This window comes from Cupriavidus pauculus (genome assembly GCF_022179805.1).
Classification (GTDB): Bacteria; Pseudomonadota; Gammaproteobacteria; order Burkholderiales; family Burkholderiaceae; genus Cupriavidus; species Cupriavidus pauculus_E.
On record NZ_BPUO01000004.1, the window covers coordinates 192,812 to 218,115 of the forward strand.

The 25,304-nt window shown below is 64.7% G+C and carries 21 protein-coding genes, 1 tRNA gene and 1 pseudogene; 7 read left to right on the forward strand and 16 right to left on the reverse strand.

What is annotated here, in order from left to right; genetic code table 11:
* Positions 1–76: 76 nt before the first annotated feature.
* On the forward strand, positions 77–988 hold the full coding sequence (locus tag MFF62_RS09530) for a DMT family transporter (protein WP_238262491.1): 912 nt from the start codon (positions 77–79) through the stop codon (positions 986–988).
* A 10-nt stretch (positions 989–998) separates the two neighbouring features.
* Here the strand turns inward: MFF62_RS09530 and MFF62_RS09535 are convergent, their stop codons facing one another.
* Both MFF62_RS09535 and fur read right to left on the reverse strand, forming a co-directional pair.
* Complete coding sequence (locus MFF62_RS09535; protein WP_238262493.1) at positions 999–1,397, reverse strand: hypothetical protein; 399 nt, start codon at positions 1,395–1,397, stop codon at positions 999–1,001.
* A 107-nt stretch (positions 1,398–1,504) separates the two neighbouring features.
* The gene (fur, locus tag MFF62_RS09540) at positions 1,505–1,972 is read right to left on the reverse strand and encodes a ferric iron uptake transcriptional regulator (RefSeq protein ID WP_238262495.1); all 468 of its coding nucleotides are present in this window, start codon (positions 1,970–1,972) and stop codon (positions 1,505–1,507) included.
* 534 nt (positions 1,973–2,506) lie between these two features.
* Here fur and MFF62_RS09545 point away from each other — a divergent pair.
* The 3 genes from MFF62_RS09545 (at position 2,507) to MFF62_RS09555 (ending at position 5,416) form a co-directional block, all read left to right on the forward strand.
* Positions 2,507–3,244, forward strand: a complete 738-nt coding sequence (locus tag MFF62_RS09545; RefSeq protein WP_238262497.1) for a 2OG-Fe(II) oxygenase — start codon at positions 2,507–2,509, stop codon at positions 3,242–3,244.
* 194 nt (positions 3,245–3,438) lie between these two features.
* The gene (locus MFF62_RS09550) at positions 3,439–3,900 is read left to right on the forward strand and encodes a tripartite tricarboxylate transporter TctB family protein (RefSeq protein WP_238262499.1); all 462 of its coding nucleotides are present in this window, start codon (positions 3,439–3,441) and stop codon (positions 3,898–3,900) included.
* Between the two features lie 13 nt (positions 3,901–3,913).
* The gene (locus tag MFF62_RS09555) at positions 3,914–5,416 is read left to right on the forward strand and encodes a tripartite tricarboxylate transporter permease (RefSeq protein WP_238262501.1); all 1,503 of its coding nucleotides are present in this window, start codon (positions 3,914–3,916) and stop codon (positions 5,414–5,416) included.
* Between the two features lie 70 nt (positions 5,417–5,486).
* On the opposite strand, the gene selD is transcribed toward MFF62_RS09555, so the two are convergent.
* The 10 genes from selD to MFF62_RS09605 form a co-directional block, all read right to left on the reverse strand.
* Entirely contained in the window at positions 5,487–6,551 is a 1,065-nt protein-coding gene (gene selD / locus MFF62_RS09560) for a selenide, water dikinase SelD (RefSeq protein ID WP_238262503.1), read from the reverse strand.
* The gene (locus tag MFF62_RS09565; RefSeq protein ID WP_238262505.1) at positions 6,551–7,681 is read right to left on the reverse strand and encodes a transglutaminase-like domain-containing protein; all 1,131 of its coding nucleotides are present in this window, start codon (positions 7,679–7,681) and stop codon (positions 6,551–6,553) included. Before MFF62_RS09565 ends, selD begins: the two co-directional genes overlap by 1 nt.
* 105 nt (positions 7,682–7,786) lie before the next feature.
* Positions 7,787–7,879: transfer RNA gene (locus tag MFF62_RS09570), tRNA-Sec, on the reverse strand.
* Positions 7,880–8,043: 164 nt separating this feature from the next.
* On the reverse strand, positions 8,044–9,966 hold the full coding sequence (gene selB / locus MFF62_RS09575) for a selenocysteine-specific translation elongation factor (protein WP_238262507.1): 1,923 nt from the start codon (positions 9,964–9,966) through the stop codon (positions 8,044–8,046).
* A complete protein-coding gene (gene selA, locus MFF62_RS09580) occupies positions 9,963–11,402 on the reverse strand; it encodes an L-seryl-tRNA(Sec) selenium transferase (RefSeq protein ID WP_238262509.1) in 1,440 nt (479 codons plus the stop codon). The genes selB and selA overlap by 4 nt, the downstream gene beginning before the upstream one ends.
* The gene (fdhE, locus tag MFF62_RS09585) at positions 11,399–12,358 is read right to left on the reverse strand and encodes a formate dehydrogenase accessory protein FdhE (RefSeq protein ID WP_238262510.1); all 960 of its coding nucleotides are present in this window, start codon (positions 12,356–12,358) and stop codon (positions 11,399–11,401) included. The genes selA and fdhE overlap by 4 nt, the downstream gene beginning before the upstream one ends.
* Before the next feature lie 45 nt (positions 12,359–12,403).
* Positions 12,404–13,048, reverse strand: coding sequence for a formate dehydrogenase subunit gamma (locus MFF62_RS09590; protein ID WP_238262511.1), 645 nt, complete (start codon positions 13,046–13,048; stop codon positions 12,404–12,406).
* Complete coding sequence (gene fdxH / locus MFF62_RS09595; protein ID WP_238262512.1) at positions 13,035–14,009, reverse strand: formate dehydrogenase subunit beta; 975 nt, start codon at positions 14,007–14,009, stop codon at positions 13,035–13,037. The genes MFF62_RS09590 and fdxH overlap by 14 nt, the downstream gene beginning before the upstream one ends.
* A 9-nt stretch (positions 14,010–14,018) precedes the next feature.
* Positions 14,019–17,087, reverse strand: a complete 3,069-nt coding sequence (gene fdnG / locus MFF62_RS09600; RefSeq protein ID WP_238262514.1) for a formate dehydrogenase-N subunit alpha — start codon at positions 17,085–17,087, stop codon at positions 14,019–14,021.
* A 437-nt stretch (positions 17,088–17,524) separates the two neighbouring features.
* Positions 17,525–18,136 (reverse strand): HD domain-containing protein, encoded by a 612-nt coding sequence (locus tag MFF62_RS09605; protein ID WP_238262516.1) that lies wholly within the window; start codon positions 18,134–18,136, stop codon positions 17,525–17,527.
* A gap of 396 nt (positions 18,137–18,532) precedes the next feature.
* On the opposite strand from MFF62_RS09605, the gene MFF62_RS09610 reads away from it, so the two are divergent.
* Positions 18,533–20,152, forward strand: a complete 1,620-nt coding sequence (locus MFF62_RS09610; protein ID WP_238262517.1) for a hypothetical protein — start codon at positions 18,533–18,535, stop codon at positions 20,150–20,152.
* Positions 20,153–20,307: 155 nt separating this feature from the next.
* Positions 20,308–21,629 (forward strand): annotated as a pseudogene (locus MFF62_RS09615) (IS4 family transposase).
* Between the two features lie 61 nt (positions 21,630–21,690).
* On the opposite strand, the gene MFF62_RS09620 reads toward MFF62_RS09615, so the two are convergent.
* Both MFF62_RS09620 and MFF62_RS09625 read right to left on the reverse strand, forming a co-directional pair.
* The gene (locus tag MFF62_RS09620; RefSeq protein ID WP_238263075.1) at positions 21,691–22,380 is read right to left on the reverse strand and encodes an ABC transporter substrate-binding protein; all 690 of its coding nucleotides are present in this window, start codon (positions 22,378–22,380) and stop codon (positions 21,691–21,693) included.
* A gap of 131 nt (positions 22,381–22,511) precedes the next feature.
* Entirely contained in the window at positions 22,512–23,396 is an 885-nt protein-coding gene (locus MFF62_RS09625; protein ID WP_238262519.1) for a metal-dependent hydrolase, read from the reverse strand.
* A gap of 323 nt (positions 23,397–23,719) precedes the next feature.
* On the opposite strand from MFF62_RS09625, the gene MFF62_RS09630 reads away from it, so the two are divergent.
* Positions 23,720–24,070, forward strand: a complete 351-nt coding sequence (locus MFF62_RS09630; protein WP_238262521.1) for a mechanosensitive ion channel protein MscS — start codon at positions 23,720–23,722, stop codon at positions 24,068–24,070.
* Between the two features lie 35 nt (positions 24,071–24,105).
* On the opposite strand, the gene MFF62_RS09635 is transcribed toward MFF62_RS09630, so the two are convergent.
* Both MFF62_RS09635 and MFF62_RS09640 read right to left on the reverse strand, forming a co-directional pair.
* A complete protein-coding gene (locus MFF62_RS09635; RefSeq protein ID WP_238262523.1) occupies positions 24,106–24,306 on the reverse strand; it encodes a DUF3079 domain-containing protein in 201 nt (66 codons plus the stop codon).
* Positions 24,307–24,496: 190 nt separating this feature from the next.
* On the reverse strand, positions 24,497–25,231 hold the full coding sequence (locus MFF62_RS09640) for a GntR family transcriptional regulator (protein WP_238262525.1): 735 nt from the start codon (positions 25,229–25,231) through the stop codon (positions 24,497–24,499).
* Positions 25,232–25,304 lie beyond the last annotated feature (73 nt).

Genomic DNA, 25,304 nt, shown 5'->3' on the forward strand with positions numbered 1-25,304 from the left:
CCATGAACCGCTGTACCCGTAGCATTACCGCAACGGTTTGACGTATTCAAACCGGATCATTGCCTCAACCACACCAATGAAGCCCTCCGACCTGTTCCGCCTCCTGCTGCTCGCCGCCATCTGGGGAGCCAGTTTCCTCTTCATCCGGATCGCCGCCCCCGTGCTGGGTCCGTTTCCGACGGCATTCTTCCGTGTGCTGGTGGGCGCCGTGACGCTGGTGGCCTGCCTGCCAATGCTGGGCGTGAAATGGGATATGAAAGGGAAATGGCCCGCCGTCGTCATGCTCGGCATCATCAATTCGGGCATTCCGTTCGTGATGTATTCGGTTGCCGCGCTATGGCTGCCGGCTGGCTACTCGGCCATCTTCAACGCCATGACGCCGCTGATGGGCGTGGTGATCGGGTCACTGTTCTTTGCCGAAAAGCTCACGCGCGCCAAGGCGGCGGGGGTGCTGATGGGTTTGGCGGGCGTGGCGGTGCTGACGCGCACCGGGCCGGTGGTGTTCTCGCACGACGTCTTGCTGGGTGCGTTGGCCTGTCTGGTGGCCACGTCGTGCTATGGGCTGGCGGGTTTCCTGACGCGCCGCTGGATTACCGCGAAGGGCGGGCTCGATGCCCGGCTGGTGGCGGGCGGCAGCCTGATCGGTGCGGCGCTGTTCCTGTTCCCGTTCAGCGTGGTGGCCTTGCTGCGCGAAAACACGTTGCCGGCGGCGGGGATGGGGGTTTGGGCCAGCATGCTCGGCCTGGGCATGTTCTGCACGGCCATCGCCTACGTGCTGTATTTCAAGCTGATCGCCAACCTGGGGCCGGTCCGGTCGCTGACCGTGACCTTCCTGATTCCGCCGTTCGGCATCGTCTGGGGCTGGATGTTCCTGGGCGAAACGCTGTCGTGGGCGCATGCCGCCGGGATGCTGCTGATCGGCGTGGCCGTCTGGCTGGTACTGCGCCCGGCCACGCCGGCACCTGCGCCGGCCGTGGCCCGGTCATGACGGAAGGCGATCAGCGGCGATAGTAGCCGCGGTCGTAGCCATGGTCATAGCCGCGGTCGTGCTGGTGCCAGGCGTGATATTCGCGACGGTCGTACCAGCGGTGGCCATCCCAGTAGCGTTCGCCGTGCCAGCCAATGACAACGGCCGGCACGGGGGCGATCACCACCGGCGGGGCCGGGCGGTACACCACGGGCGGCGGGGGCGGCGGCGCCACATAAACCGGGCGGGGCTGGACGTAGACAGGCGGGGGTGCGGCGTAGACCGGAGCCGGGGCGACGTAGACCGGTGCTGGCGCAACAGGCACGCCCAGGTTCACGTCGACGTCGACGCGCGCCATGGCGGCGGTGGAAGTGGCCAGCGCGGCGGCGCCGGCAAGGAAAAGAGAAACGGACAGGAGGCGCTTGTTCATCGTAATCACCATGGGTGGGGTGCTATGACTCCACTTTACCCATCTGGCGTATTACGGTTTGCACGCCTTTGTAACGGCACTTGGCGTTTGTGTAAGAAACGTCCGAGTTACTTGTGGACCACTCCCGTGGCGGTTTCCACGTTAGCCTGCTGACAGGCTGGGCACAGGCCATAGAGCACCAGCATGTGCTCGCGCAGCACGAAATCGTTCTGTGCCGCCACCTGCCGCTGACGTTGCTCGATGCCTTCGTCGCTGAATTCCTCAACCAGTCCGCAGCTCACGCAGATCAGGTGGTCGTGGTGGCCGCCCTCGTTAAGTTCGAAGACGGCATGGTCGGCTTCGAAGCTGTGGCGCAGCAGGATATTGGCCTGCACGAGCTGGTTCAGTACGCGATAGACGGTGGACAGGCCCGCATCGACGTCGAGTTCGAGCAGTTGCCGGTAGACATCCTCCGCGCTCAGGTGCCGACGATTGCTGTTGCGAAACGCTTCCAGCACGTGCATGCGTGGCGAGGTGGCTTTCAGGCCAGCGCGCTTGAGAGGTACGGCATCGGCGTTCACGGTCGACGTAGTCATGCGGCAGCTCGCGCCCATCGAGGGGCGCACGGTTAATACTCCAGTTGGAGGATCCACGGCGGAAGGCCCGGTCCGGCGCCCTGTGGCCGGCGTGCCTTCCACCGGAACTTGGCGGAAGCAGGCGGATGCGTCTGATCGACCATGGTGCATCGGTCCGGACGGCGCGCTGTGCCTGCACGGCGCGCGGAATAAAAAGGTGGCCTGGCTTGCTGCAGGATGACGCGATCGGGAAAACGGGGTCTGGATGTTTTCCCGATCTTCCTGCAGCTGGCTACTACCAAACGCTCCGTGTGTCGGAGCGGTCCCCACAAAAGACGGTATCGGGCGCGGTATCGAAGGGGGGAAGACTCACCCTGACTTACTGCGGTACCACGCCCTGCAATCGGTTCCAAATCTGTTCCTGTCCGGTGTCGGCGGCGTGCCGTGCGTCAGACAGTGAGTGAATAGTAAATGGGAATCGATCTCATTTCAAGAGAAATTTTTTGCTCTTTTTTTCGTTCGTCTTGTTCCGACGATCCTGGAGTGCCGCCAGTCATGACCTCCCGACCCCCCTTGGCCCATCCGTCCACTATCAGTCGCCGCGTGGATGCGCTCGACTGGCCCGCGATCGGGCGCGATCTCGACGCCTTCGGCTGCGCCGCCATCCGGTCGCTGATCACGCCGGCCCTATGCGACGAACTGGCTGGCCTTTACAGGCAGGATGCGCTGTTCCGCTCGCGCATCGATATGCGGCGGCACGGCTTCGGCAGCGGGGAGTACAAGTACTTTGCCTATCCGCTGCCCGAGGTCGTCGCGGCGTTGCGCAGCACCCTCTACCCGCATCTGGCCCCAATCGCCAATCGATGGAACGAAGCGATGGGTGTCGGTATCGACTACCCCGCCGTGCATGCCGACTATCTCGACCGCTGCCACCGCGCGGGCCAGTCGCGGCCCACGCCGCTGCTGCTGCAGTACGAGGCCGGCGACTACAACTGCCTGCACCAGGACCTGTATGGCGAGCAGGTCTTTCCGCTGCAGGTGGCGATCCTGCTGTCCGAACCGGGCAAGGACTTCACGGGCGGCGAGTTCGTGATGACCGAGCAGCGGCCGCGCATGCAGTCGCGCGCAGAGGTGGTGTCGCTGGGCAAGGGCGATGCCGTGGCGTTCGCCGTCAGCCAGCGGCCCGTGCAGGGCACGCGGGGCACGTACCGCGTGAATCTGCGGCACGGCGTAAGCCGTCTGCATGCGGGACATCGGCAGACGCTGGGCATCATTTTTCACGACGCTGCCTGAAATGTATTCCTTATTGCATCATGTTGTGATGTAAATATTACCGAACGCAATTTCCAAAATTAATTGTCGGGGATTTCCCGTATCGGCGTCCAATTACATCACGTCATGATGTAAGGTCTCGCACTTCCTGCACCGACAATACCAATCGCCGCAACCAGACGGAATCGGTGCGTAGACGAGAAACGGGGAAACACATGCAGATACGGAGACAGACGGACTTCCTGTCCGGGCTGATGTTCATTGGCGTCGGGCTGAGTTTTTCACTCATCGCCCGCGGCTACACGATGGGAACGGCGGCCCGCATGGGCCCCGGCTATTTCCCTTTCTGGCTTGGCATCGTGCTGGCGCTGCTGGGCGCGGTGGTGGCCATCGGATCGACATCGCCCAAGGGCGAGTCCGACCGCATGGCGCACTGGGACATCAAGACACTGTTGTGGATCCTGGGGTCGGTGGTGCTGTTCGGCCTGGTGCTCAAGCCGCTGGGCATGGTGCTGTCGGTACTGGTGCTGGTGCTGACGTCGTCCATGGCGAGCCACGAATTCACATGGAAGGGCGCCTGCCTGAATGCCGTGGTGCTGGTGGTGATCAGCACGGTTGCATTCGTCTACGGCATCAACCTGCAGATGCCGGTGTGGCCGGCGTTCCTGACGAACTGAGGAGGCACGGAACATGGAATTGTTGAGCCACCTCGCGCTGGGGTTTTCCACGGCGCTGTCGCTGCAGAACGTTGCCTATGCCTTCCTGGGCTGCGTGCTCGGCACGCTGATCGGCGTGCTGCCGGGCCTGGGCCCGCTGGCGACGATCGCGATGCTGCTCCCTGTCACGTATTCGCTGCCGCCCGTGGCCGCGCTGATCATGCTGGCGGGCATCTACTACGGCGCCCAGTACGGCGGTTCGACCACGGCCATCCTGGTGAACCTGCCTGGTGAGTCGTCGTCGGTGTGTACCACGCTGGACGGCTACCAGATGGCTCGTCGCGGCCGCGCCGGCGTGGCGCTGGCCACAGCCGGCCTGGGATCGTTCTTCGCGGGCAGTGTCGCCACGCTGATCCTGGCGGCGTTTGCCACGCCGCTGTCGGAACTGGCGTTCAAGTTCGGCCCCGCCGAATACTTCTCGCTGATGGTGCTGGGCCTGATCGGCGCCGTGGTGCTGGCATCGGGCTCGCTGGTCAAGGCCGTGGGGATGATCGTGCTGGGCCTGCTGCTGGGCCTGGTCGGTACCGACGTGAACTCGGGCGCCGCGCGGTTCTCGTTCGACGTGCCCGAGCTGACCGACGGCATCAGCATCACCGCACTGGCCATGGGCCTGTTCGGGTTTGCCGAGATCATCGCCAACCTGGAGCAGAAGGAAACACGCGAAACCTTCACGGACAAGGTATCGGGCCTGTTCCCCACGCGCGAGGACTTCAAGCGCATGATCCCGGCCGTGCTGCGCGGCACCGTGCTGGGGTCGGCGCTGGGCATCCTGCCGGGCGGTGGTGCGTCGCTGGCGTCGTTTGCCGCGTACTCGCTGGAAAAGAAGACCTCGAAGTACTCGCATGAATTTGGCAAGGGCGCGATCGAAGGCGTGGCGGGCCCCGAGTCGGCCAACAATGCGGCGGCGCAGACGTCGTTCATTCCGCTGCTGACGCTGGGCATTCCGCCCAACGCCGTGATGGCGCTGATGGTGGGCGCCATGACCATCCACAACATCCAGCCGGGTCCGCAGGTCATGACCAGCAACCCGTCGCTGTTCTGGGGGCTGATTGCCTCGATGTGGATCGGCAACTTCATGCTGGTGGTGCTGAACCTGCCGCTGATCGGTATCTGGGTCAAGCTGCTGACCGTGCCGTACCGCTTCCTGTATCCGGCCATCCTGACGTTCTGCAGTATCGGCGTCTACTCGGTCAACAACACCGTGTTTGATGTGTTCGTGGCGGCTGCATGCGGCATGATCGGCTACCTGTTCCTGAAGCTGCGCTGCGAGCCCGCGCCGTTGCTGCTGGGCTTTGTGCTGGGACCGATGATGGAAGAGAACTTCCGCCGCACGCTGCTGCTGTCGCGTGGCGACTTCAGCGTGTTCGTGTCGCGGCCGCTGTCGATGGGTCTGCTGATTGCCGCCGCTGCGCTGGTGGCGGTGGTGGCGCTGCCGTCGATCAAGGCCAAGCGCGAGGAAGCGTTCCAGGAGGAGTAGATCGAGGAGTAGATCGTCAAGGTGCCCGATTTCCCTCCGTCCTCTACGTGACAGAGGGAACCGGTTTCCTTCAGGCGGTGACGCTGACGCCCGCCACCCCTTCCTTCATCACGCCCACCACGGCGGCGTGACCAAATCCCTCCCGCCGGAACACGGCCAGCACCGCATCGACGGCCTCCGGCGCGCACGACACCAGCAAGCCGCCACTGGTTTGCGGATCGGTCAGCAGCGCCTGCTGCACTGCGGATACCCCGGCATCCAGCGTTACCTCGTGGCCATACCCGGCCCAGTTCCGTTTGGATGCGCCCGTCACGGCTCCCGCTTCCGCGAGTGCAGCCACGCCTGGCAGCAACGGCACGTGCGCCATGTCGATGGTGGCCGTGAGCCCGCTGCCACGGCACATCTCCAGCAGATGGCCAAGCAGGCCGAAACCCGTCACGTCGGTAATCGCATGCACGCCGTCCAGCTCGCCGAGTGTCTTGCCCGGTGTGTTCAGTTGCGTGGTGCTGGCAATCATCTGCCGATAGCCGTACGCGTCGAGGGTGCCCTTCTTGATCGCTGCCGAGTACACGCCCACGCCTAGCGGCTTGCCCAGCACCAGCACGTCGCCGGCCCGCGCGTCGCGATTGCGGCGCACACGGTCAGGATGCACCAGCCCCATCACCACGAGCCCGTAGATCGGCTCCACCGAGTCGATCGAATGCCCGCCCGCAATGGGAATGCCTGCTTCGGCGCAGACCGCTTCACCGCCTGCCAGGATCTTGCCGATGGTTTCCGGCGACAGCTTGTCGACGGGCATGCCCACCAGCGCCAGCGCCATGATCGGCGTACCGCCCATCGCGTAGACGTCGGAGATGGCATTGGTGGCAGCGATCCGCCCGAAGTCGTGGGGGTCGTCCACCACGGGCATGAAGAAGTCCGTGGTGGCTACCAGCGCCTGGCTGTCGTTGATGCGGTACACGGCGGCGTCGTCGCTGGTCTCGATGCCGACCAGCAGGGCCGGTGGCGCCGGAAAATGCCGCGTACTGCGCAAAATCTCGCTGAGCACGCCCGGCGCGATCTTGCAGCCGCAGCCGCCGCCATGCGCCAGCGACGTCAGCCGGACCTCATGCTCGCGTTGCGTCGATTCCGCCATCAGGCCACCCTGCGTGATGCGATGCGATAGCCGGATGCGGCGGGGTCAAGGCTGTCCAGCGTGCCGGCGACGGTCTTGGCCTGCGGATACATCAGGAACGGCAACGGCAACGGCGCTAGGCCGCTGCCGGGCAGGCGCACATCGTGCGCGTGGTTGTACGCGACCCAATTACCTTCCCAGGCGCCCAGCAGCATGGCCCGCGCGGCGCGCACCTTGCTGTCCGTCATCGGCAGGCCACCGGGGACTTCCTCAAGCGCGACCTTGCGCACATCGCCCGGATCGGCCGGAATCCAGCCATAGCCGGCCGCGTAGAACTCGGAGCGGCAATGCTGGGCCTTGCTGATGTCGCCAGCCTTGCCGAGCGCGCGGAAACCCCGCTGCGAGTCGTCCACGCGGATGCCGTACGCGTCGCGCGCCGGAATGCCGGCTGCGCGGGCCAGCGCCACGAACAGGCCGTTGATGTCGGCGCACTTGCCATTCATGATGCCGCCGGTCTTGAGCATCTTTACCACGTCACCAGTGCCGCAGCCGCGCACGCTGGCATCGCGACAGGTGTGGTCCACCACCCATTGGTAGATCGCCTGTGCTTTCGTCAAGTCGTCGGTCATGCCGGCCGTGATGGCCAGCGCGGTCTGGCGCACGATGCCATCGGTGGGCATCAGCCGGGTGGGCCGCTGGTAGTCGCGCAACGCCGCCGCCGATTCCCGCCCGGCGCCGGACGATGGTGCCGCGCCAAGATCGACCTCGCGGTCGCGCAGCGCCACGGTGCTGGTGAGCTTGCCCGCCAGCGGCGCGCCGTGCGTGGGCGAGGGCCAGTCGATGACCAGCATCTCGGCGCTACCCGCGCGCATGACCCGCGCCTGGGCGCCGGGCGCCTGCCATTCGGTGGAGACGGTGTGCTGATAGTCGCCCAGGTTTCGCGCCGTGAGCGGCACCCAGACCGTGGCCGGTGCCGAGGCGGCGGGTAGCTGGATTTCGGTGGTCATCTCGTAGACGCGCCAGCCGGCACTTGCCGGGTAGGGGTCTGAAGAGGTGGGAGAAGTGGTGGCTGCGAAGGCCGGGCTGATGCCGGCGGCGCCGATGGAAACTGGTACGGCGGCGCCAAGCCGCAGGAATGCGCGTCTGTCCATGGTGATCCCCTGGATGAGAAGTTCGAGACTCGAAACAGCCCAACCGCTGCCTTAAGCATGTTAGGCCATGCCGGTAGCGAATGCGAAACGCAAATGGGGGGAGGGCGGAAAGCAGCAGGAGTCGAACCTACCTGGGAACGTCTGGCGCCCCCAACCGGGTTTGAAGCCCGGCCGCATCACCGGATACGGATGCCTTCCTTTTTGAAGTACTACGGTTTTCTCCCCTCTCCCTCTGGGAGAGGGGCGGGGGAGAGGGCAGGCGGTGCAATTTGCGACAGATCGGCAAGCAGAACCTCGTTGCCCTCTCCCCCAACCCCTCTCCGGCGTTGCGGAAGAGGGGAGCAAAACAAAGGGGAGCGAGCCTATGACGGCGGTACAGAAACCTGCCCCAACGGCCGCCACTCACTATCAGGCCGCAGCATCCGGGCATTTCCCACGCGGCGAGTGTATCCCGCGCGATCGAAGAACTCCAGAATCTGGATCGCGCGTTTGCGGCCCAGCCCCACCGCGTCGCGAAATGCCACCACCTCCACGCGCCCCATGGCCGCGGCCAGCGTGCCGAACAGCCTGGCCAGCGTCTCGATGACGTCTTCCGCGTAGAACAGATCGCGCATCACCTGATGCACCGCACCCTGCCGTGCGAGCTTGCGCAGCAGTTGCCGCACTTGATCCTCGGGCTCGCCGAGCGCCAGGGCATGGTCGCGTACCCAGGGCGGATCGAAGCCGCCTGCCTCCACGCGTGGCAGCAGACGCGCGGCCAGTGCCTGCTCGGCGTCGGTGAACGTGATGGCGTGGCCGGACAGGCGCAGCCAGCCGCCGTGCCGCTCCAACGCCTGCTCGCGCAGCAATACGTCGAGCAACGCCGACCACAGCGCGTCGGGAATCGGCGCGCCGGCAAACGCCACGCGGCGCAGCGATCCGGAACCGAGTCCGGGCTCGTCCGGCATGCGCGCATGAAACGCAGTCAGGGTCTCCAGCACCCGGGCGCGCAGTGTGTCGAGATGGCGCGACAGGATCAGCGTATCGCCCACGCGCAGCGCATCGTCGGGCAGCACGTGGGCGTCGATGGGCAGCCCCGTCAGCGCCACCAGCCGGGGCGCGGTCAAACCGTGCGGCGCGTTCTCCAGCAGCGGGCGCAGGCCCTGGCCATCGAGCATGCGCTCCACCGCGTGCAACCAATCGAGTCGTGCCGGGGCTCGCCGGTGCCGTTCTGGTGCCACGTTGTCCAACACCACGCCGCCGCCCACGGTCTGCGTGGCCTGGGCATTGCGCACGATGTAGCGGTCGCCGGCCAGCGCGCAGACCGGCGCGGTAAAGACCAGCTGCGCCAGCGCGGAACCGCCGGCTTCAAGCGATTCGCCTTCGAGCAGCACGGCGTTGGCCATGCGGTGCGCGGCGCCCAGGTGGATATGCAGCGGCGTCCAGTGGCCGATGCGGATGGCCGCGCCGGGCTCCAGCGCGAACCGGACATCGAGTCGCGTGACTGGCGACATCAACGCCGGATCGACGATCCAATCGCCGCGCCGGATGTCCGCCTTGTCGATACCGGCCAGGTTCAACGCGCATCGCTGGCCGGCCACGCCGGCCTCGGCCGGACGGTTCTGTGCATGGATGCTGCGCACGCGCGCAGGCAACCCCGACGGCGCCACCTGCATCACGTCGCCCACGGCCACGCGTCCGCCAAACACGGTACCGGTGACCACCGTGCCATGCCCGCCCAGCGTGAAGACCCGGTCCACCGCCAGCCGGAACAGGCCATTGGCGCCATGCGCAGGCATCTGTTGCGCCGCATCGTGCAGCCACGCGCGCAAGCCGGCTACGCCGGGATCGGCATCGTCGGTCGCGTTCAGCGCAAAGACCTGCGCGCCCGCGTAGGGGCTGCCTGCCAGCAGGTTGTCGATTTCACCGCGTACGTTGGCCAGTTGCGCGGCATCGGCGCGGTCGGCCTTGGTCAGTGCCACCACGGCGCGCGGCACACCAAGGCGTTCGACGATGGCCAGGTGCTCGCGTGTCTGCGGCATGACGCCGTCGTCGGCGGCCACCACCAGCAGCGCCACGTCGATGCCGCTGGCCCCGGCCGCCATCGTATGGATCAATCGCTCATGGCCGGGCACGTCGATATAGCCCAGCACGTCGCCGTCGGGCAGCGGCGTGTAGGCGTAGCCGAGTTCGATCGATATGCCGCGCGCCTTTTCTTCCTTGAGCCGGTCGGTGTCGACGCCCGTCAGCGCGCGTACCAGCGTGGTCTTGCCGTGGTCGATATGGCCAGCCGTGCCGACGATCATGCGCGCAGCGCCTCCGCCAGCGCCGGCCACTGGTCGGCAAACGCGGCCTCGTCGACCGGCTCCAGGCAGCGCAGGTCCAGCCAGAGCACGTCTTCGGCCACGCGGCCAATCACGGGGCGCGGCAGCGTGCGCAGCGCAGCTTCCAGTTGCTGCAGCCGCCGGCCGGTGCGCCTGCCGGCGTCGCGCGGGCCGATCACCAGGCCGAAACTCGCCAACTGGCCGCCGGGCATCGCGCCGCTGCCGATCTGGCTGACCATCGGCACGGCCGAAACCTGCCAGCCATCGCCAAGCGACGACTGCAGACCGGGCTGCAGTCGTTCGGCCAGCGCGGCGATATCACCAGCGGGCCGGGTCAGCAGCCGCAGCGTGGGCAGCGACTGCGCCAGTGTTTCCGGATCGCGATACAGCCGCAGCACCGGCTCCAGCGCGGCCAGCGTCAACTTGCCCACGCGCAGCGCGCGTTTGAGCGGGTTCTTCTTGATCTTCGCGATCAGGTCGGCGCGGCCCACGATCAGGCCCGCCTGCGGGCCGCCCAGCAGCTTGTCGCCGCTGAACGTGACCAGATCTGCGCCGGCGGCGATGGTCTCGCGCACCGTGGTTTCCTGCGGCAGTCCCCACTGCGTCAGATCGCACAGCGTGCCGCTGCCCAGATCCACCACCACGGGCAGCCCGTGCGGCTGCGCAATGCGCACCACCTCGGCCACCTCCACGCTGCGCGTGAAGCCGGTGATCTCGTAGTTGCTGCAGTGCACCTTCATCAGCAGCGCGGTGCGCGCGCCGATGGCATTGCCGTAGTCGTGCGGATGCGTGCGGTTGGTCGTGCCGATCTCGACCAGCTTGGCGCCCGCGCGCTGCATGACATCGGGAATGCGGAAGGCGCCGCCGATCTCCACCAGTTCGCCGCGTGACACCACCACCTCGCGCCGCTGCGCCAGCGTGTTGAGCATCAGCAACACGGCTGCCGCGTTGTTGTTCACTACCGTGGCCGCCTCGGCGCCGGTCAGTTCGCACAGCAGGTCGTCGACCAGATCGTCGCGGTCGCCACGGCCGCCGGTTCCTAGGTCGAATTCGAGATTGGCCGGCGCGGTCATGGCACGCACCACGGCTTGCACCGCGCTGTCGGGTAGCAGCGCGCGGCCCAGGTTGGTGTGCAGCACCGTGCCGGTCAGGTTGAATACGGCGCGCAGGCGCGGCTGGCTGTCGCGCGCCAGTTGCGCGGCCAGCGCCTCGCACAGTGCGTCGTCGGTGATCGCCTGCCGGGCAAGTTGTCCGGCCACGGCGCGGGCGCGCAGCGTGTCCAGCAGCCGGCGCAACGCGGCGGTGGCGGGCGTGCGGCCGTACTGGTCCAGCAACGGCTGCAGGCCCGGTAGCCGCAGCACGCGGTCGACCGATGGAATGTCAGCCGGACGCGCCGGCATCGACACGCTGTCGTTCATCGGCGCCCCCCGTCTGCCACCTCCACATCGCCATGTTCGTCGTCAGGATCATCGTCGTTGGCCAGCCACAGCAGCGGATTGCCGTTGGCGCGGCCATAGCCGGCGTCGCCCATCATCACGTCCAGCGCCAGCGAGGCCAGATCGTCGGCCAGCGGCTCGACCATCGGGTCCTTTTCCATATAGGCGATCTTGCGATAGTGATGGCACTGGTCGCAGGTTTCGGCCTTGAGCGCTTCGCCGTGTCCCTCCACGGCGTAGTAGCTGATGCCCTCGGTAGTCTCGCAATGACTGCACTTGACGCGCACCATATGCCATTCGGTGGCGCACAGGCCGCAGTGCAGGTAGCGCAGGCCCTGGTAGCGGCCGCCGATGCGCACGATGCTGGCCACCGGCGGCGTGCCGCAGACCGGGCAGACCGTGTGCACGTCCAGCACGGGGATATCCTGCTCGTGCAGTTGGCTGGCCAGGACCGTGCGGTCGAGCTGAAGCGCGGCCATCAGTAGCGGGGCAATGGTGGTGTCGACGGGCGCGGCGTCGTGCAAGCCAAGCAGCGCCTGGACCTGGGTAGCCAGCGCGTCGGGCGACATCGTGCGCAGCGCCGCCAGCGGGGCGGCCAGTGCCGGTACGGTGTCCGCAAGGTGCGTGAACAATGCGGCGGCACTCAGCGGTGCGCCGGCGTCCTGCGCGGGCACCAGTGGCATGCAGTGCTCGCCGGCACGCTCGATGGCGTCTGCGGCAAGGGGTGGGATCTGCAGCGTCCGGGCCACTGCGTGCTGCGCGTCGGCAACGGTGGCCATCAGTTCCAGGTAGGGTCCGATCGGATTCGACGCCGCGAGCTGCCGCAGGCGCTGGGCCCGTGCGCTGAACACCTCCGCGCGATCGGGCAGACGCACACGCGCAATGGCGATGTGGTCGATCGATTCGATTTCCGCCGGCTCAAGAATGCGCTGCACCATCGTGTCGCCATCCTCTGCAAGCCGGCGTATCAGCCTCCGGCTCGCCTATTTATCGCCGGGCCGGAAATTGTCCCGGAACCACGCGCGATGATGTTTCCACGCCCAGCCGGGCGTGACCGTTCCGCGCGTCATGGCCTGCACGGAACCCTTGACCCATACGGCTGCATAGATGTGCACAATAATGCCGCAAATCAGCAGGAAGGCGCAAACGGCATGTACCACCGACGCCAGCCGGATACCCCAGATCGGGAAGTACGCCGAGAACCATGCGCGCCACATCACCAGCCCGCTCAGCAACAGCAGCAACAGGCAGCCCACCATCACGAAGAACAGCAGCTTCTGCCCACCGTTATAGCGGCCCACGTCGGGAAGGTTTTCCTCGCGGTTGACCAGCACCTCGCGGCCATGGCGCAGCCACTCGCGGTCGCTCCAAGTCAGCAGGTTGTGATGCCAGAACCGCAGCGCCAGGATCAGGAACGCCACAAACATGAACACGCCCACGTACGGATGCAGGATGCGCGTCCACGTGCCGCCACCAAACAGCGCGCTCATCCAGTACATCGACGGATGGAACAGCGCCAGCCCGGACAGCGCCAGCAGCACGAACGTCAGCGCCACGATCCAGTGGTTGGTGCGCTCGCCTGCCGTATAGCGGCGGATGGTTGCCTCGCGGCGCTTATCGATTCTCATCGCGCACCTCCTCTGGCGGCGTCACTTCATCGGGCGTGCCACGCGGCTTGGGGTTGTCGCGGCCCCAGCGCACGATCTCGTCTTCCGCGGCGGCCTCGTCCTCGGGGCCGGTTTCGTTCGGACCCACGCGGATGTAGTGGAAGAAGCCCGCTATCGCCGCCAGCGCCATGCCCGCCACGGCGAGTGGCTTGGCAACGCCCTTCCACAGGCTGACCAGCGGACTGATGTGCGGGTCCTCGGGCAGGTTGTGGTACAGGCCTGGTTGGTCCGCGTGATGCAGTACGTACATCACGTGCGTGCCGCCCACGCCGGCCGGGTCATAGAGCCCGGCCTTCTCGAAGCCGCGCGATTTCAGGTCGACGATGCGTTCCTCGGCGTGCGCGATCATGTCGGTCTTGGTGCCGAACACGATGGCGCCGGTCGGGCAGGTCTTCACGCACGCGGGTTCCTGCCCCACGGCCACGCGATCCGAGCACAGCGTGCACTTGTATGCCTTGTGGTCGGTCTTCGAGATACGCGGGATATTGAACGGGCAGCCGGTGATGCAATAGCCGCAGCCGATGCAATTTTCCTCGTGGAAGTCCACGATGCCGTTCGAGTACTGCACGATGGCGCCCGGCGACGGGCACGCCTTCAGGCAGCCCGGGTCCTCGCAGTGCATGCAGCCGTCCTTGCGGATCAGCCATTCGAGGTTGCCGTTGGGGTTTTCGTATTCGGCAAACCGCATGAGCGTCCACGTGTGCTCGTCGAGGTCAGCCGGGTTGTCATAGACGCCGACATTGACGCCGACGTCGCCGCGCAGGTCGTTCCACTCCATGCACGCCGCCTGGCAAGCCTTGCAGCCGATGCACTTGGTGGTGTCGATCAGCTTGGCCACGCTGCCGGTAACCGGCTGGCGTACCGCTGGCGACGGCGTGGTGGTGGCCGAGCGGCGCACGATATCCAGAGACTGCAGTGCCATGTCTGTCTCCTATGCCCGTTCGACCTTCACCATGAACGACTTGAACTCGGGCGTCTGGGTGTTGCCGTCGCCCACGAACGGCGTCAGCGTGTTGGCCAGGAAGCCCGGCTTGGTCAGTCCGGTGAAACCCCAGTGCAACGGTATGCCCACCATGTGCACCACCTTGCCGTCGATCTTGAACGGCTTGATGCGCTTGGTGACCAGCGCCACGGCGCGAATGTAGCCGCGCGTGGACGTCACCTTGACGCGGTCGCCGGCCTTCACGCCCACCTGCTTGGCCAGGTCCTCGCCAATTTCCACGAACTGTTCCGGCTGCAGGATCGCGTTGATGCGCGCGTGCTTGGTCCAGTAGTGGAAGTGCTCGGTCAGCCGGTAGGTGGTGGCGATTACCGGGTAGGCGTCGGGCTTGCCGAACTGCGCCCAGTCGCCCTGGAACACGCGTGCGGCAGGATTGCTGACGACCTTCGAGTCCTTGCCGTTGAGCGGGTTGTAGCCCAGCGGGTTTTCGAACGGCTCGTAGTGTTCGGGGAATGGCCCCTCCACCATGTTCTGGCGCGCAAAGAACCGTGCCACGCCTTCGGCCTGCATGATGAACGGCCCCATGCCGTTGGCCGGGTCCTCGTCGAGCTTGAAGTCGGGCGTATCGAAGCCGGTCCAGCTCTTGCCGTTCCACGCGATCAGCTTGCGCGCCGGGTTGAACGGCTTGCCGTTCACGTCGCACGACGCGCGGTTGTACAGCACGCGCCGGTTGGCGGGCCACGACCACGACCAGTTCAGGTTCTGGCCGATGCCGGTGGGGTCGCTGTTATCGCGCTTGGCCATCTGGTTGCCGGCCTGCGTCCATGATCCGCAATAGATCCAGCAACCGCTCATGGTGCTGCCGTCGGCCTGCAGCTCGCCAAAGCTGTTGAGCTGCTCGCCGGCCTTGCGCACTACCTTGGTCGGATCCTTCGGATCCATCAGGTCTGTCAGCGCGCGACCCGAGTATTCCTTGGCCAGCTCCTCGGGCGTGGGCGAGTGCGGCACCGCATAGGGCCACCACAGGTTGACGATCGGATCGGGATACTTGCCGCCGTCCTTCTGGTACATGGCGCGGATGCGCAGCCACAGGGCCGACATGATCTCGATGTCGCTGCGCGCCTCGCCGGGTGGATCGGCGCCCTGCCAGTGCCATTGCAGCCAGCGCGACGAATTCACCAGCGCGCCGTTTTCCTCGGCAAAGCAGGTGGTGGGCAGGCGGAACACCTCGGTCTGGATCGACTTCGGGTCCACGTCGTTCGATTCACCCACGTTGCGCCAGAACTCGCTGGTCTCGGTGGCCAGCGGGTCCATCACCACCATGAACTTGAGCTGGCTCAGGCCCTTGAGCAGCTTGGCCTTGTTCGGTGCCGCCGCCAGCGGGTTGAAGCCCTGGAGGATGTAGCCGTTGATGCGGCCCGCGTGCATCAGCTCGAACACTTGCAGCATGTCGTACGGCTTGTCGAGCTTGGGCAGGTAGTCGAACGCCCAGTTGTTCTCCTTGGTCGCGGCAGGGCCCCACCAGGCCTTCATCAGGCTGACGTGGAACTTGCCGTAGTTCTGCCAGTAGCTGAGCTGGTTGGGCCGCAGCGGCTTGAACGAACGGGCTTCGATGTACTTGTCGTAGTCCTTCTCGGGATCGGATGGCAGCGTCAGGTAGCCGGGCAGCAGGTTCGTCATCAGGCCCAGGTCGGTCAGGCCCTGGATGTTCGAGTGGCCGCGCAACGCGTTCATGCCGCCGCCGGCAATACCGATATTGCCCAGCAGCAATTGCACCATGGCGCCAGTGCGGATCATCTGCGAACCAATCGAATGCTGCGTCCAGCCCAGCGCATACATGATCGTCATCGCACGGCTTGGCGTGGCCGTGGAAGCCATCATCTCGCAGACCTTCAGGAACTTGTCCTGCGGCGTGCCGCACACGCGCTCCACCATTTCAGGCGTATAGCGCGCGTAGTGCGCCTTCATGAGGTTGTAGACGCAGCGCGGGTGCGTGAGCGTGGGATCGGTCTTGACGTAGCCGTCTTCGCCTTTCTCCCAGTCCCAACTTTCCTTGAGGTAATGGCGCTTCTCGGCGTCGTAGCCGGAGAAGATGCCGTCCTTGAATTGGTAGTCCTCGCGCACGATGAACGTGAGGTCGGTGTAGTTCTTCACGTACTCGTGCTGGATCTTGTCGTTTTCCAGCAGCCAGCGAATCACGCCGCCTAGGAACACGATGTCGGTACCTGTGCGGATCTGCACGTAATAGTCCGCCACCGACGCCGAACGCGTGAAACGCGGGTCCACAACGATCAGCCGCGCCTTGTTGTGCGCCTTGGCCTCGGTGACCCATTTGAAACCGCACGGGTGTGCCTCGGCGGCATTGCCGCCCATGATCAGGATAACATCCGCGTTCTTGATGTCGACCCAATGGTTCGTCATCGCTCCACGGCCAAACGTCGGGGCAAGACCTGCCACCGTCGGGCCATGTCAGACACGTGCCTGATTGTCGAATCCCAGCATGCCAAGACTGCGGACAGTCTTGTGCGTGATATAGCCCACCTCGTTGCTGCTGGCGGACGCCGCCAGCATGGCGGTGCTCAGCCAGCGGTTGACCGTGGTGCCCTCATCGTTCTTCTCGATGAAGTTGGCGTCGCGGTCCTGCTTCATAAGCTTGGCGATGCGGTCCAGCGCCTCGTCCCAGCTCATGCGCTGCCACTTGTCCGACCCCGCCGCGCGGTACTCGGGGTACTGCAAGCGATTGGGACTATGGATGAAGTCGATCAGGCCCGCGCCCTTGGGGCACAGCGTGCCGCGATTCACCGGGTGATCGGGGTCGCCCTCGATATGGATGATGCTGGCCTTTGCGTTCTTGGCCTTGTCGCCAAGGCTGTACATCAGCAGGCCACACGCCACCGAACAGTAGGGACATGTATTGCGGGTCTCAGTGGTGCGCGCCAGTTTGTAGGCACGTACCTCCGCCAGCGCGGTATCGGGCGCGAACCCGATCAGCGCAAGGCTCGATCCCGCCAGCGACGCTCCCGTGAACTTCAGGAACTGTCGGCGGTTCATCGTAACCATGAGCACACCTCCTTGTACCGGATCGCCGTGCCCGGTCAATGGATCTTCTGCAGGGACAAAAATCAGTATAGGAAAGTGTGGCGTTTTAGCTATGTGCGGGTGAGTGGCTTTCCCCACCTGTTTTTCGCTCCCTCTCCCGCATTGCGGGACAGAAAGCTATATAACATCGGTGCAAATCATGCTGCACTTTCGTAGATCGCCGATTTTCATCGCGAAAAGGCAGTATCGAGTAGGCGGCGAACGCGCGCAGCCGATCCAGGCGCCTTCGGTCTCGCAGGACTGCGCCGCCGCCGAGCAGGACGCCTTCGCCACATCGTTGCCGACGGAAACGCCATGCTTTCAGAGCGCCCGGCTGACCATTGACGTCCAGAAAGAGCTCCCCGAATCCACGAGGCAACTGATGACATGGGAGTTCGAGGACTATAGCCAGCAGTTTTTCAGCCCCCCAACTCCCCCACCCCCCTCTCCAAATTCCCCCTCGCCCCCGCCTCCCATCTACCCCCGTCCTCAGAAAAATAAATCCGCTCGCGTTCCAAAAAAGACGCATAAATAGCAGCCCGCCCCTCCCGCCACGCCATATCCGGATCCGCAGCACGCGCCAACAGTGCAGCATATTCATCCCGAATCGCCGCCGCATGCCGGTCGAACTCCGCCGCATCAACAGACAGCCGGTATAGATCCAGATCCAGCACGACCTTTGAAGCCTCGCTCGATGGCATGTGTTCGATGGTGTCGAGGATGATCGATACCGCTTCGTCGGCCAGTTGCTGTCCTGCACTGCCGGCAGGCCATCCCTCGCGGAACATTTGGTCGCGCATCAGCAGCGCGGATGCCTTCTCGTTCATCCCCTTGTCTAGGCCGGGAACATAGACGGCGTCGTGCCACAAAATGGCCAAATGCTGAGCCGGGGTCAGGACCAGGCCGTGGGTATCGGCGACCGACAGCATTTCCTCGATATGCGCCCAGTTGTGATAGTGCCGATGCGGCTGGTCGTAGTGAGGACGCGCCGCGTCACGGGCCTTGGTCAGCAGGTCGCTGGGGAGTGTCATGCTGGCCGTCTCCTTTAAGTATCCCTGTCCGAGTACCGACAGTATCAACCTAACGGCCTGGCGGAAGTCAGCGTTGCAGCGCTGCAACCTGTGAATTTTGCCTCTACGGCGTTTCCGTCCAGAGGACAAAGCCTGCGCCAATGCGGGGCCTGCCAAGCACCATGCGGCTTCCAGGCAAGCGAATTGCCACGTGTCGGTGTTGTATTAGAAAAATTACAAAACTGTCATATGTCAATGCCCCCAAGGAGGGTTGCTGGGCGTTAAGCAGCTGCTACACACTCCACGCCGCTTGGCATTGGCGTCTGACACCATGCCGGTTTGTGAGCGCCAGTCCGGGCCAGGGGTCGGAACCGGGGCGCGAACGATGCATAACCAACCACATAAGAGACAACAGGGATGAAATCAAAGCTTCTTTTGACGGGATTGGCGGCTGTCGTGCTGACGGCTTGCGGCGGCGGTGGTGGCGATAGCACGCCGGCCACCCAGTCACCTGCCAGCATGAAGATCAGCGGTACCGCCGCGGTTGGCGCAGCGCTGCCCAACGTCACGGTATCCGCCAAATGCGCGACCGGTAGCGGCACGGCCACGACGGCCACGAACGGTACGTTCACGGTCAGCATCGACAACGCTGTGCGTCCCTGCGTGTTGAGCGTGCCGGGTCCGGACAACATGACGCTGCACTCGGTGGTCGAGGCTGGCACGGGTGCCACCCCGGTGGCCAACATCACGCCGCTGACCGAGCTGATCACGGCTTTGCTGGCGAAAGGCGACACCAACGCGTTCTTCAACGGCTTCAATGCCAATTCGCAGGCGCAGCTGACGCCGGCCAACGTTTCGACCGCGCTCGCCAATCTGGTAGCGACGCTGAGCACGGTCATCAACCTGTCGAACGTCGATCCGATCAAGGCGCAACTGGTGGCCGCCAATGGCACCAATGCAGGCAACGCGCTGGATCAACTGCTCGATCAACTGGGCGCGCAACTTAAGAAGGCCCAGACGTCGCTGGCGGCACTGTCGACCGCAATGGGCAACAACCCGGGCGCGGCAGCAATCCAGACGATCCTGAAGACGGCTTCGACGACTTGCGCGGGCCTGCGGACTGGTGACTACGTGGCTACAACGCCGGTTGGCGTCCAGACGGCGCACGTCGACGCCACGGCGCTGACGCTGACCCAGAACGATGGCCAGGGCGGCACGTTGAACGTCCAGTTCGTTCCCGTAGGCAACGAAGCATGCCGCTTCTCGGCGTCGGTCATGGGTTCCGTGTCCGATATCCAGGTGTCGCAATCGGGCGTCATGGTGGTGCGCAACGTGTCCAACCAGGCCAACCAGCGCTTCCTGCCGACGATGATCGTTCCCGCGCAGGCCCTGACGCTGACCGACCTGGCCGGCAACTGGAATGCACTCGGCTTCGAGACGGATAGTGGCCCCTATGTGCCGACTCGCATCAAGATGACGATTGGCGCGGATGGCAAGGCCACGACTGGCGCTGATTGCACGGGCGTGGACAACTGCTCGTCGTGGGCTGCAAATGAACTGCCCGCACTGTCGGCAGTGTCCGGCGGCGGCTTCAAGCTGACCGATTCGACGGGCACGGCCTATGTGGCGGCGTTCAAGGGTACCGATGGAGTGGTGACCGCTGTCATCGCGACGGCCAACGGCCTGATCGTGGGCTCGACCCAAGGTGCCCGTGCCCTGCCGGTGGTTGGCACGAAGAACTCGTACTGGGACCTGACCATGTTCAATGACCTGACCGTCAACACCGACACGGCATCGACGGAAATCCAGTCCGTCGACGCGGCAACCAACTCGTACACGCGCAAGCGCAACGATGGCCGTGTGGACACCTGGGTCCAGAACAAGCCGGCGAATGGCCTGCGCTATCGTGCCCCGTCGAACGACAACTCGTCGCGTGAATCGGTATCGCTGGTGCTGGGTAACACCGGCGTGGGCATCTTGATCAGCCTGGATTCGACACTGCCGTTCTTCGACATCTCGGTGAACCGCCCGCTGTAAGGCGATGACGATCTGGCGATGAGAGATCGCCGGTCGTATTGGCTATAAAAAAAGCCGGCCCTTGTGGCCTAATGCCGTTCAGTTAAGACCTGAACGGCATTTTTCTTTAGGGTTGGAGTTGTAAACAGAGTGGCAGGCTGTTAGCTTTGGTTGCTATGCTGAGCGACCACCTGACCTTCTTACTGGATGCAACGCCCGCCGATCTGAGTCGGCTGGGCGAGCATCTGCCGCACGAGTGGATCGAGCAGGCCATCGATGCCACGGGCAGCGCCAGCATACGTCGCCGACGCTTACCGGCTGAACAGGTGGTGTGGCTGGTCATTGCCCTGGCGATCTACCGCCATTGGTCAATCAGCGAGGTGGTCGACAGTCTGGATCTGGTCTTGCCCAACGACGCCACGTTCGTCAGCAAGAGCGCCATCGCCCAAGCTCGCCAGCGATTGGGCGATGCACTGATGGCCTGGCTGTTCGAGCGAACGGCACAAGCATGGCGGCAGCAAGACGCAGCGCGCCACACCTTCGAAGGATTGAGCTTGTGGGCCATGGATGGCACCACTCTGCGCACCCCAGACAGTCCCGCGAATCGCGAGCACTTCGGCGCCCAAAGCTATGCCAGCGGCAAGGTGGCGAGTTACCCGCAAGTGCGCGCGGTGACGCTGACCTCTATTCCGACGCATCTCGTCGCGAATATCGCATTCGGTCGTTACGACACGAACGAGATGCTCTACGCCAAGCAATTGCTGGCACAGATCCCCGATCACTCGCTGACCGTCTTCGACAAAGGCTTTCTATCGGCAGAGATCCTGTGTGGAGTGACTGCGGGCTAGCCCAATCGCCACTTCCTGATTCCCGCCAAATCCAATACGCGCTGGGAGGTGGTCTCGGGCAAGCCCGACGATGCCTTGGTGCGTATGCGCGTCTCGCCGCAGGGGCGGCAGAAGTGCCCAGAACTACCCGAATGGTGGACCGTGCGTGCGATTCGCCTGCTGGATGCCGGAAGTCGCGAGCGGGTACTACTGACTTCGTTGACCGACCGGCGCCGGTTCAAGGCGGCCGACCTGGGTGCCTGCTATGAACGCCGCTGGCAGGTGGAAACGAGCTACCGAGAACTCAAACAATCGATGCTCGGCAGCGACTGACACTGCGTAGCCGGACCGTCGAGGGCGTTTATCAGGAAATCTGGGGCGCACTGATCGCCTACAACCTGATTCGCCGTGAAATGGCCAGCGCGGCCTTCGAGGCCAAGTGCGAGCCAACCGAACTCAGCTTCGTGCGCTCATTCCATCTTATCCAGCACGAGATGATGTGGGCCGCTCGCACGCCTGCATTGGCCAAGCTTCCCGCTGTTCTCAAACGGCTACGGCAGCACCTGAAGCTGCTCCTCAATGTAAAACGGCCCGACCGCAAATGCGATCGGGCCGTCAAGTCCCGTCCTGCTCGTTATGCCGTTCGATATCTTCGGAAAGACCTTAACTGAACGGCATTAGCCCTTGTGGCCGGTTTTTTTCATGGGGCTTCACGTCGGAGCGTTGAGAGCGTCAAGCCTTGCTCGCAGCCGGCGCCACGCCTGCCCCTTCGATCTGGTGCCGGCGCAGCGCCTCGGCGATGAAGCCAGACGCCTTCATTTCCTCGATATACGCGCTCAGCCATGCCTGCGCTGCCGTGCGGCCCTTGGGTACGCCCATGGCCTGCTCGATCACCATGAAGCGGCCCGGCAGCATCCGCACGCCGCCTACGCGTTTGGCATCGGCTTCCAGTTGCTGCCTGACGCCGGCGGCCACGTCGAGCCGCTGGGCCAGGAACATGTCGGTCACGGCGGGCGATGTGGGCGCGCGCACCAGCGTGGCCTGCTTCAACGCGCGGGTCAGATACAGGTCGTAGGCGCTGCCCTTGCCCACCACCACCCGGGTGCCGGAACGATCGACGTCTTCATTCCGCTGCAGCGTGGAATCGTTGCGTACCAGATAGGCGCCCTCGATGATCACGTACGGCGCTGTATAGTCGATATCGGCGCCGCGCACCGGGTCGATGGCCACGAAGGCCAGGTCCACCTGTTTCGACTTGACGGCCTCGACGACGCTGCCGGCCGACTGGAATGCGATCAGGTCGGGTGTCACTCCGAGCCGGCGCGCAGCCTCGCGCGCCAGGTCCACCGATACGCCCTGCAGGTCGCCGTTGCTGGCGCGGCTGGCCAGGATGGGATTGCCTAGGTTAATGGCCACGCGCATCTTGCCGGTACCGGTCAGTTGCGCGCGGGCATCGGCGTCTGCGGTGGCGGGCCGGCTGGCGCAGCCGGCCAGTGCCAGCGCCGTCCCGATGCAGAGCGCGCGGCGTGTGGGGTTTGGCTGCATCGGCGCCATCAGAAGTCCACCTTCTGGCCCGGCTCGGGCACGATGACCGCCGTCCTGGACGAGTTGCCAAGCGCCGCCTTCAGTTCCGCCGGCGTGCCGCGCAGCATCGGCGAGGTACCGTAGTGCATCGGAATCGCGTACTTGGGCTTGATGAAGTCGCTCAGCGCGATGGCGGCGTCCTGCGGCCCCATCGTGAAATGGCCGCCAATCGGAATCAGCACCAGGTCGGGCTTGTAGCGGTCTGCCACCATCATCATGTCGCCGTAGAGCCCGGTGTCGCCCATGTGCCAGATCTTGAAGCCGTTATCCATCTCGATGATGTAGCCCACGGGCTCGCCGCCATAGTGCGTTTCATCCTTGCCCGTGGCGGGATTCTTCCAGACGATCTCCGACGAATGCTCGGCATGCACGGCCGTGATCTTGGGGCCGTTGGCGCCCAGCGGCTGGATCGTGCCGCTCTTGCCAAAGCGCTGTGCCAGGTTGGCCGGCACGATGCCCAGGTTCACCAGTTGCTGGCCCAGTCCGCCGCCGTTCCAGATCGGCGCGTTGTTGAGCTTGGCCAGTTCGGCCGCATCGCCCAGGTGGTCGCCGTGTGCGTGCGTGACCAGGATCAGGTCCACCTTGCCCAGCGCGGATAGCTGCTTGAACGCAGCCGGGGTCTTGGGATTGCCGGTCAGCCAGGGGTCGACGACGATGACCTTGCCGCCCGGCGTGGTGATGCGCATGGCGGACTGCCCCAGCCACAGCACTTCGGTCTTGCCGGCAGTGACTGGCGCCGACGGCTGCGAGGGCACGGGCGGGTTGGTGAGATGGCTGGCGCAGGCGGTAAGCAGCGCTACGGCACTGGCCACGAGAAGGTGGCGAGGGCGCAGCGGCAAGCGGCGTGTGATCATGGTTGTCCCCGGTAGAAGTTGTATCGACATTGCCAAATCCGCACCGCTTCAGGGGTATCGCGCAGGCACTGAGGCGTTGCGACAGCGAGTATTTGCATGGCCGCAAACGCTGTCAACTGGCGTTTCCCGCGAGGGACCGGCCGGGAAGTTGTAACGCCAGATTCGTCAAACGGCTATCAAGCCGCCTGCGCAGGCCATCTGCCGGGTTGGCACGGCCTTCGCGCATTTACATCTGCTCACAGCGCCGTAACCCACTGTAATCATTCAATTGCCATGATGCACGTCATGGAACGGGCCATTGGTGGCCTGCCAAGGAGTCAAAGATGCGCAAGTCGATTCGTTACACCGGTATCGCTGTCCTGAGTGCCGCCATGCTGGTCGCCGGCACGGCCTCGGCCCACGACCGCTACCACCGTGGTGGCGGCGGATCTTCAGCAGGTGCCGCGATTGCGATAGCCGCCGTGGCCGGCCTGGCGCTGGGCGCGATCGTGGCCAGCAGCCAGCCCGTGGTGGCAGCACCGGCTCCGTACTACGCGCCGCCGCAACCGGTCAGCTACGCCGCGCCGGCCGTGCCGCCGGGCTACTGCTATGACAACTATCGTGGCGCCTATGTACCGTGCGGCCGTCCGGCGCCGGTGCAGTACGCCCCGCCGTCGTCGTATTACGGTTATTGAGATTGGAGGATCGGGGCGGGCGTCTTGCCGGTCAGTCAGGACGCCGTCTGGGCGGGCGCTTCGACTTCGATGCCCCAGTCGCCGTGCTCGTACCAGTCGTCGCCGAGCAGTTCCATCGGATGCTGCGTACGGCTGGAACCATTGCCGCAACCCAGCGCATCGACGGGGCAGTATTTGTCGCAGCCCCAGCAGATGCGCTCGGGGTGCTTGGGATGGATGGGGAATTTCTTGGCCATGGAAGATGTGTGGGCGCCCAGGGGGTGACGCCAATGCATTGAATCGTAGTCCTTCCATCGCGCGGGTTTGGCGATTTGGCTATTCGATTTGCTCTGAGTCAAAGTCGATGTTGCAGTGTGGAACGCGGCCCACCGCCATGCGCCTCACCGCATACAAGAAAGCGGGCCTTTACGGTCCGCTTTTTTCTTTTCAGCCCGTCGACCGCTTGAGCCGCATCGATACGGCAAAGCTGTCGGCCGGGTGCACGGTCACCGAGACTTCGAGCGTTTCGCCGTTGTCGTCGATGTAGCGCCGCACGATCTTGAGCACCGATGCGCCCGGTTCCAGCTGCAACGCGTTGGCCACGCGCGGATCGGTCAGGGTAGAAGCGCGCACCTCCTGCTCGATCTCGGCGATGTGCTTCTGGTGCCGTGTCTCCAGCAACGAACTGACCAGCACGGCAGGCGGCTGGCGCACGGCCTCGGCGATGTCGGTGTAGGCCGGATCGATATAGATGTCGGTCCAGCCGATCGGCGTGGTGCTAGTGGCATCGCTCATCCGCACGCTCGATATGCGCAGCCGCCGCGTCTGCTCGGCGCAGCCGATGTCCTTCGCCGCATCGCCCGTCACTGTCACGGTTTCCACCGACTGCACCACGCGCCGGTGCTCCTCGCTGAACTGCACGAGATCTTCCACCGATGCCAGCGTGGGGCGGAATACGGTGCGCGGGCTGGCAGCCTCTACCCGCGTGCCCACGTTCTTGCGGCGCGATACCAGACCCAGGTCCTGCAGCTCCTGCAGCACCGCACGAATCGTGTAGCGGCTGGCCGCGAACTGGTCGCACAGCTCGAATTCCGTCGGCAGCAGCGTGCCCACGGGGTAGTGGCCCGAAGTGATCCCATCCAGCAACTGGCGGGTGATTTCAGCGGAATTGGTTCTGCTCATACAAGCCTGATGCGCCGGACGTGCTGCAATGCACAAACGAGCGACGCGGGTTAACCCTCATTTTCTTAATATG

Excerpts from the sequence above, each read along its gene's own strand:
- MFF62_RS09565 (WP_238262505.1), bottom strand. The coding sequence starts at position 7,681 with ATGGACAGACGCGCATTCCTGCGGCTTGGCGCCGCCGTACCAGTTTCC.
- MFF62_RS09630 (WP_238262521.1), top strand. The coding sequence starts at position 23,720 with ATGCGCAAGTCGATTCGTTACACCGGTATCGCTGTCCTGAGTGCCGCC.
- fur (WP_238262495.1), bottom strand. The coding sequence starts at position 1,972 with ATGACTACGTCGACCGTGAACGCCGATGCCGTACCTCTCAAGCGCGCT.
- MFF62_RS09640 (WP_238262525.1), bottom strand. The coding sequence starts at position 25,231 with ATGAGCAGAACCAATTCCGCTGAAATCACCCGCCAGTTGCTGGATGGG.
- MFF62_RS09530 (WP_238262491.1), top strand. The coding sequence starts at position 77 with ATGAAGCCCTCCGACCTGTTCCGCCTCCTGCTGCTCGCCGCCATCTGG.
- MFF62_RS09535 (WP_238262493.1), bottom strand. The coding sequence starts at position 1,397 with ATGAACAAGCGCCTCCTGTCCGTTTCTCTTTTCCTTGCCGGCGCCGCC.
- MFF62_RS09545 (WP_238262497.1), top strand. The coding sequence starts at position 2,507 with ATGACCTCCCGACCCCCCTTGGCCCATCCGTCCACTATCAGTCGCCGC.
- selD (WP_238262503.1), bottom strand. The coding sequence starts at position 6,551 with ATGGCGGAATCGACGCAACGCGAGCATGAGGTCCGGCTGACGTCGCTG.
- MFF62_RS09620 (WP_238263075.1), bottom strand. The coding sequence starts at position 22,380 with ATGCGCGTGGCCATTAACCTAGGCAATCCCATCCTGGCCAGCCGCGCC.
- selB (WP_238262507.1), bottom strand. The coding sequence starts at position 9,966 with ATGATCGTCGGCACGGCTGGCCATATCGACCACGGCAAGACCACGCTG.
- MFF62_RS09625 (WP_238262519.1), bottom strand. The coding sequence starts at position 23,396 with ATGATCACACGCCGCTTGCCGCTGCGCCCTCGCCACCTTCTCGTGGCC.
- MFF62_RS09610 (WP_238262517.1), top strand. The coding sequence starts at position 18,533 with ATGAAATCAAAGCTTCTTTTGACGGGATTGGCGGCTGTCGTGCTGACG.
- MFF62_RS09550 (WP_238262499.1), top strand. The coding sequence starts at position 3,439 with ATGCAGATACGGAGACAGACGGACTTCCTGTCCGGGCTGATGTTCATT.
- fdxH (WP_238262512.1), bottom strand. The coding sequence starts at position 14,009 with ATGGCACTGCAGTCTCTGGATATCGTGCGCCGCTCGGCCACCACCACG.
- fdhE (WP_238262510.1), bottom strand. The coding sequence starts at position 12,358 with ATGGTGCAGCGCATTCTTGAGCCGGCGGAAATCGAATCGATCGACCAC.
- MFF62_RS09555 (WP_238262501.1), top strand. The coding sequence starts at position 3,914 with ATGGAATTGTTGAGCCACCTCGCGCTGGGGTTTTCCACGGCGCTGTCG.
- selA (WP_238262509.1), bottom strand. The coding sequence starts at position 11,402 with ATGAACGACAGCGTGTCGATGCCGGCGCGTCCGGCTGACATTCCATCG.
- MFF62_RS09590 (WP_238262511.1), bottom strand. The coding sequence starts at position 13,048 with ATGAGAATCGATAAGCGCCGCGAGGCAACCATCCGCCGCTATACGGCA.
- MFF62_RS09635 (WP_238262523.1), bottom strand. The coding sequence starts at position 24,306 with ATGGCCAAGAAATTCCCCATCCATCCCAAGCACCCCGAGCGCATCTGC.
- MFF62_RS09605 (WP_238262516.1), bottom strand. The coding sequence starts at position 18,136 with ATGACACTCCCCAGCGACCTGCTGACCAAGGCCCGTGACGCGGCGCGT.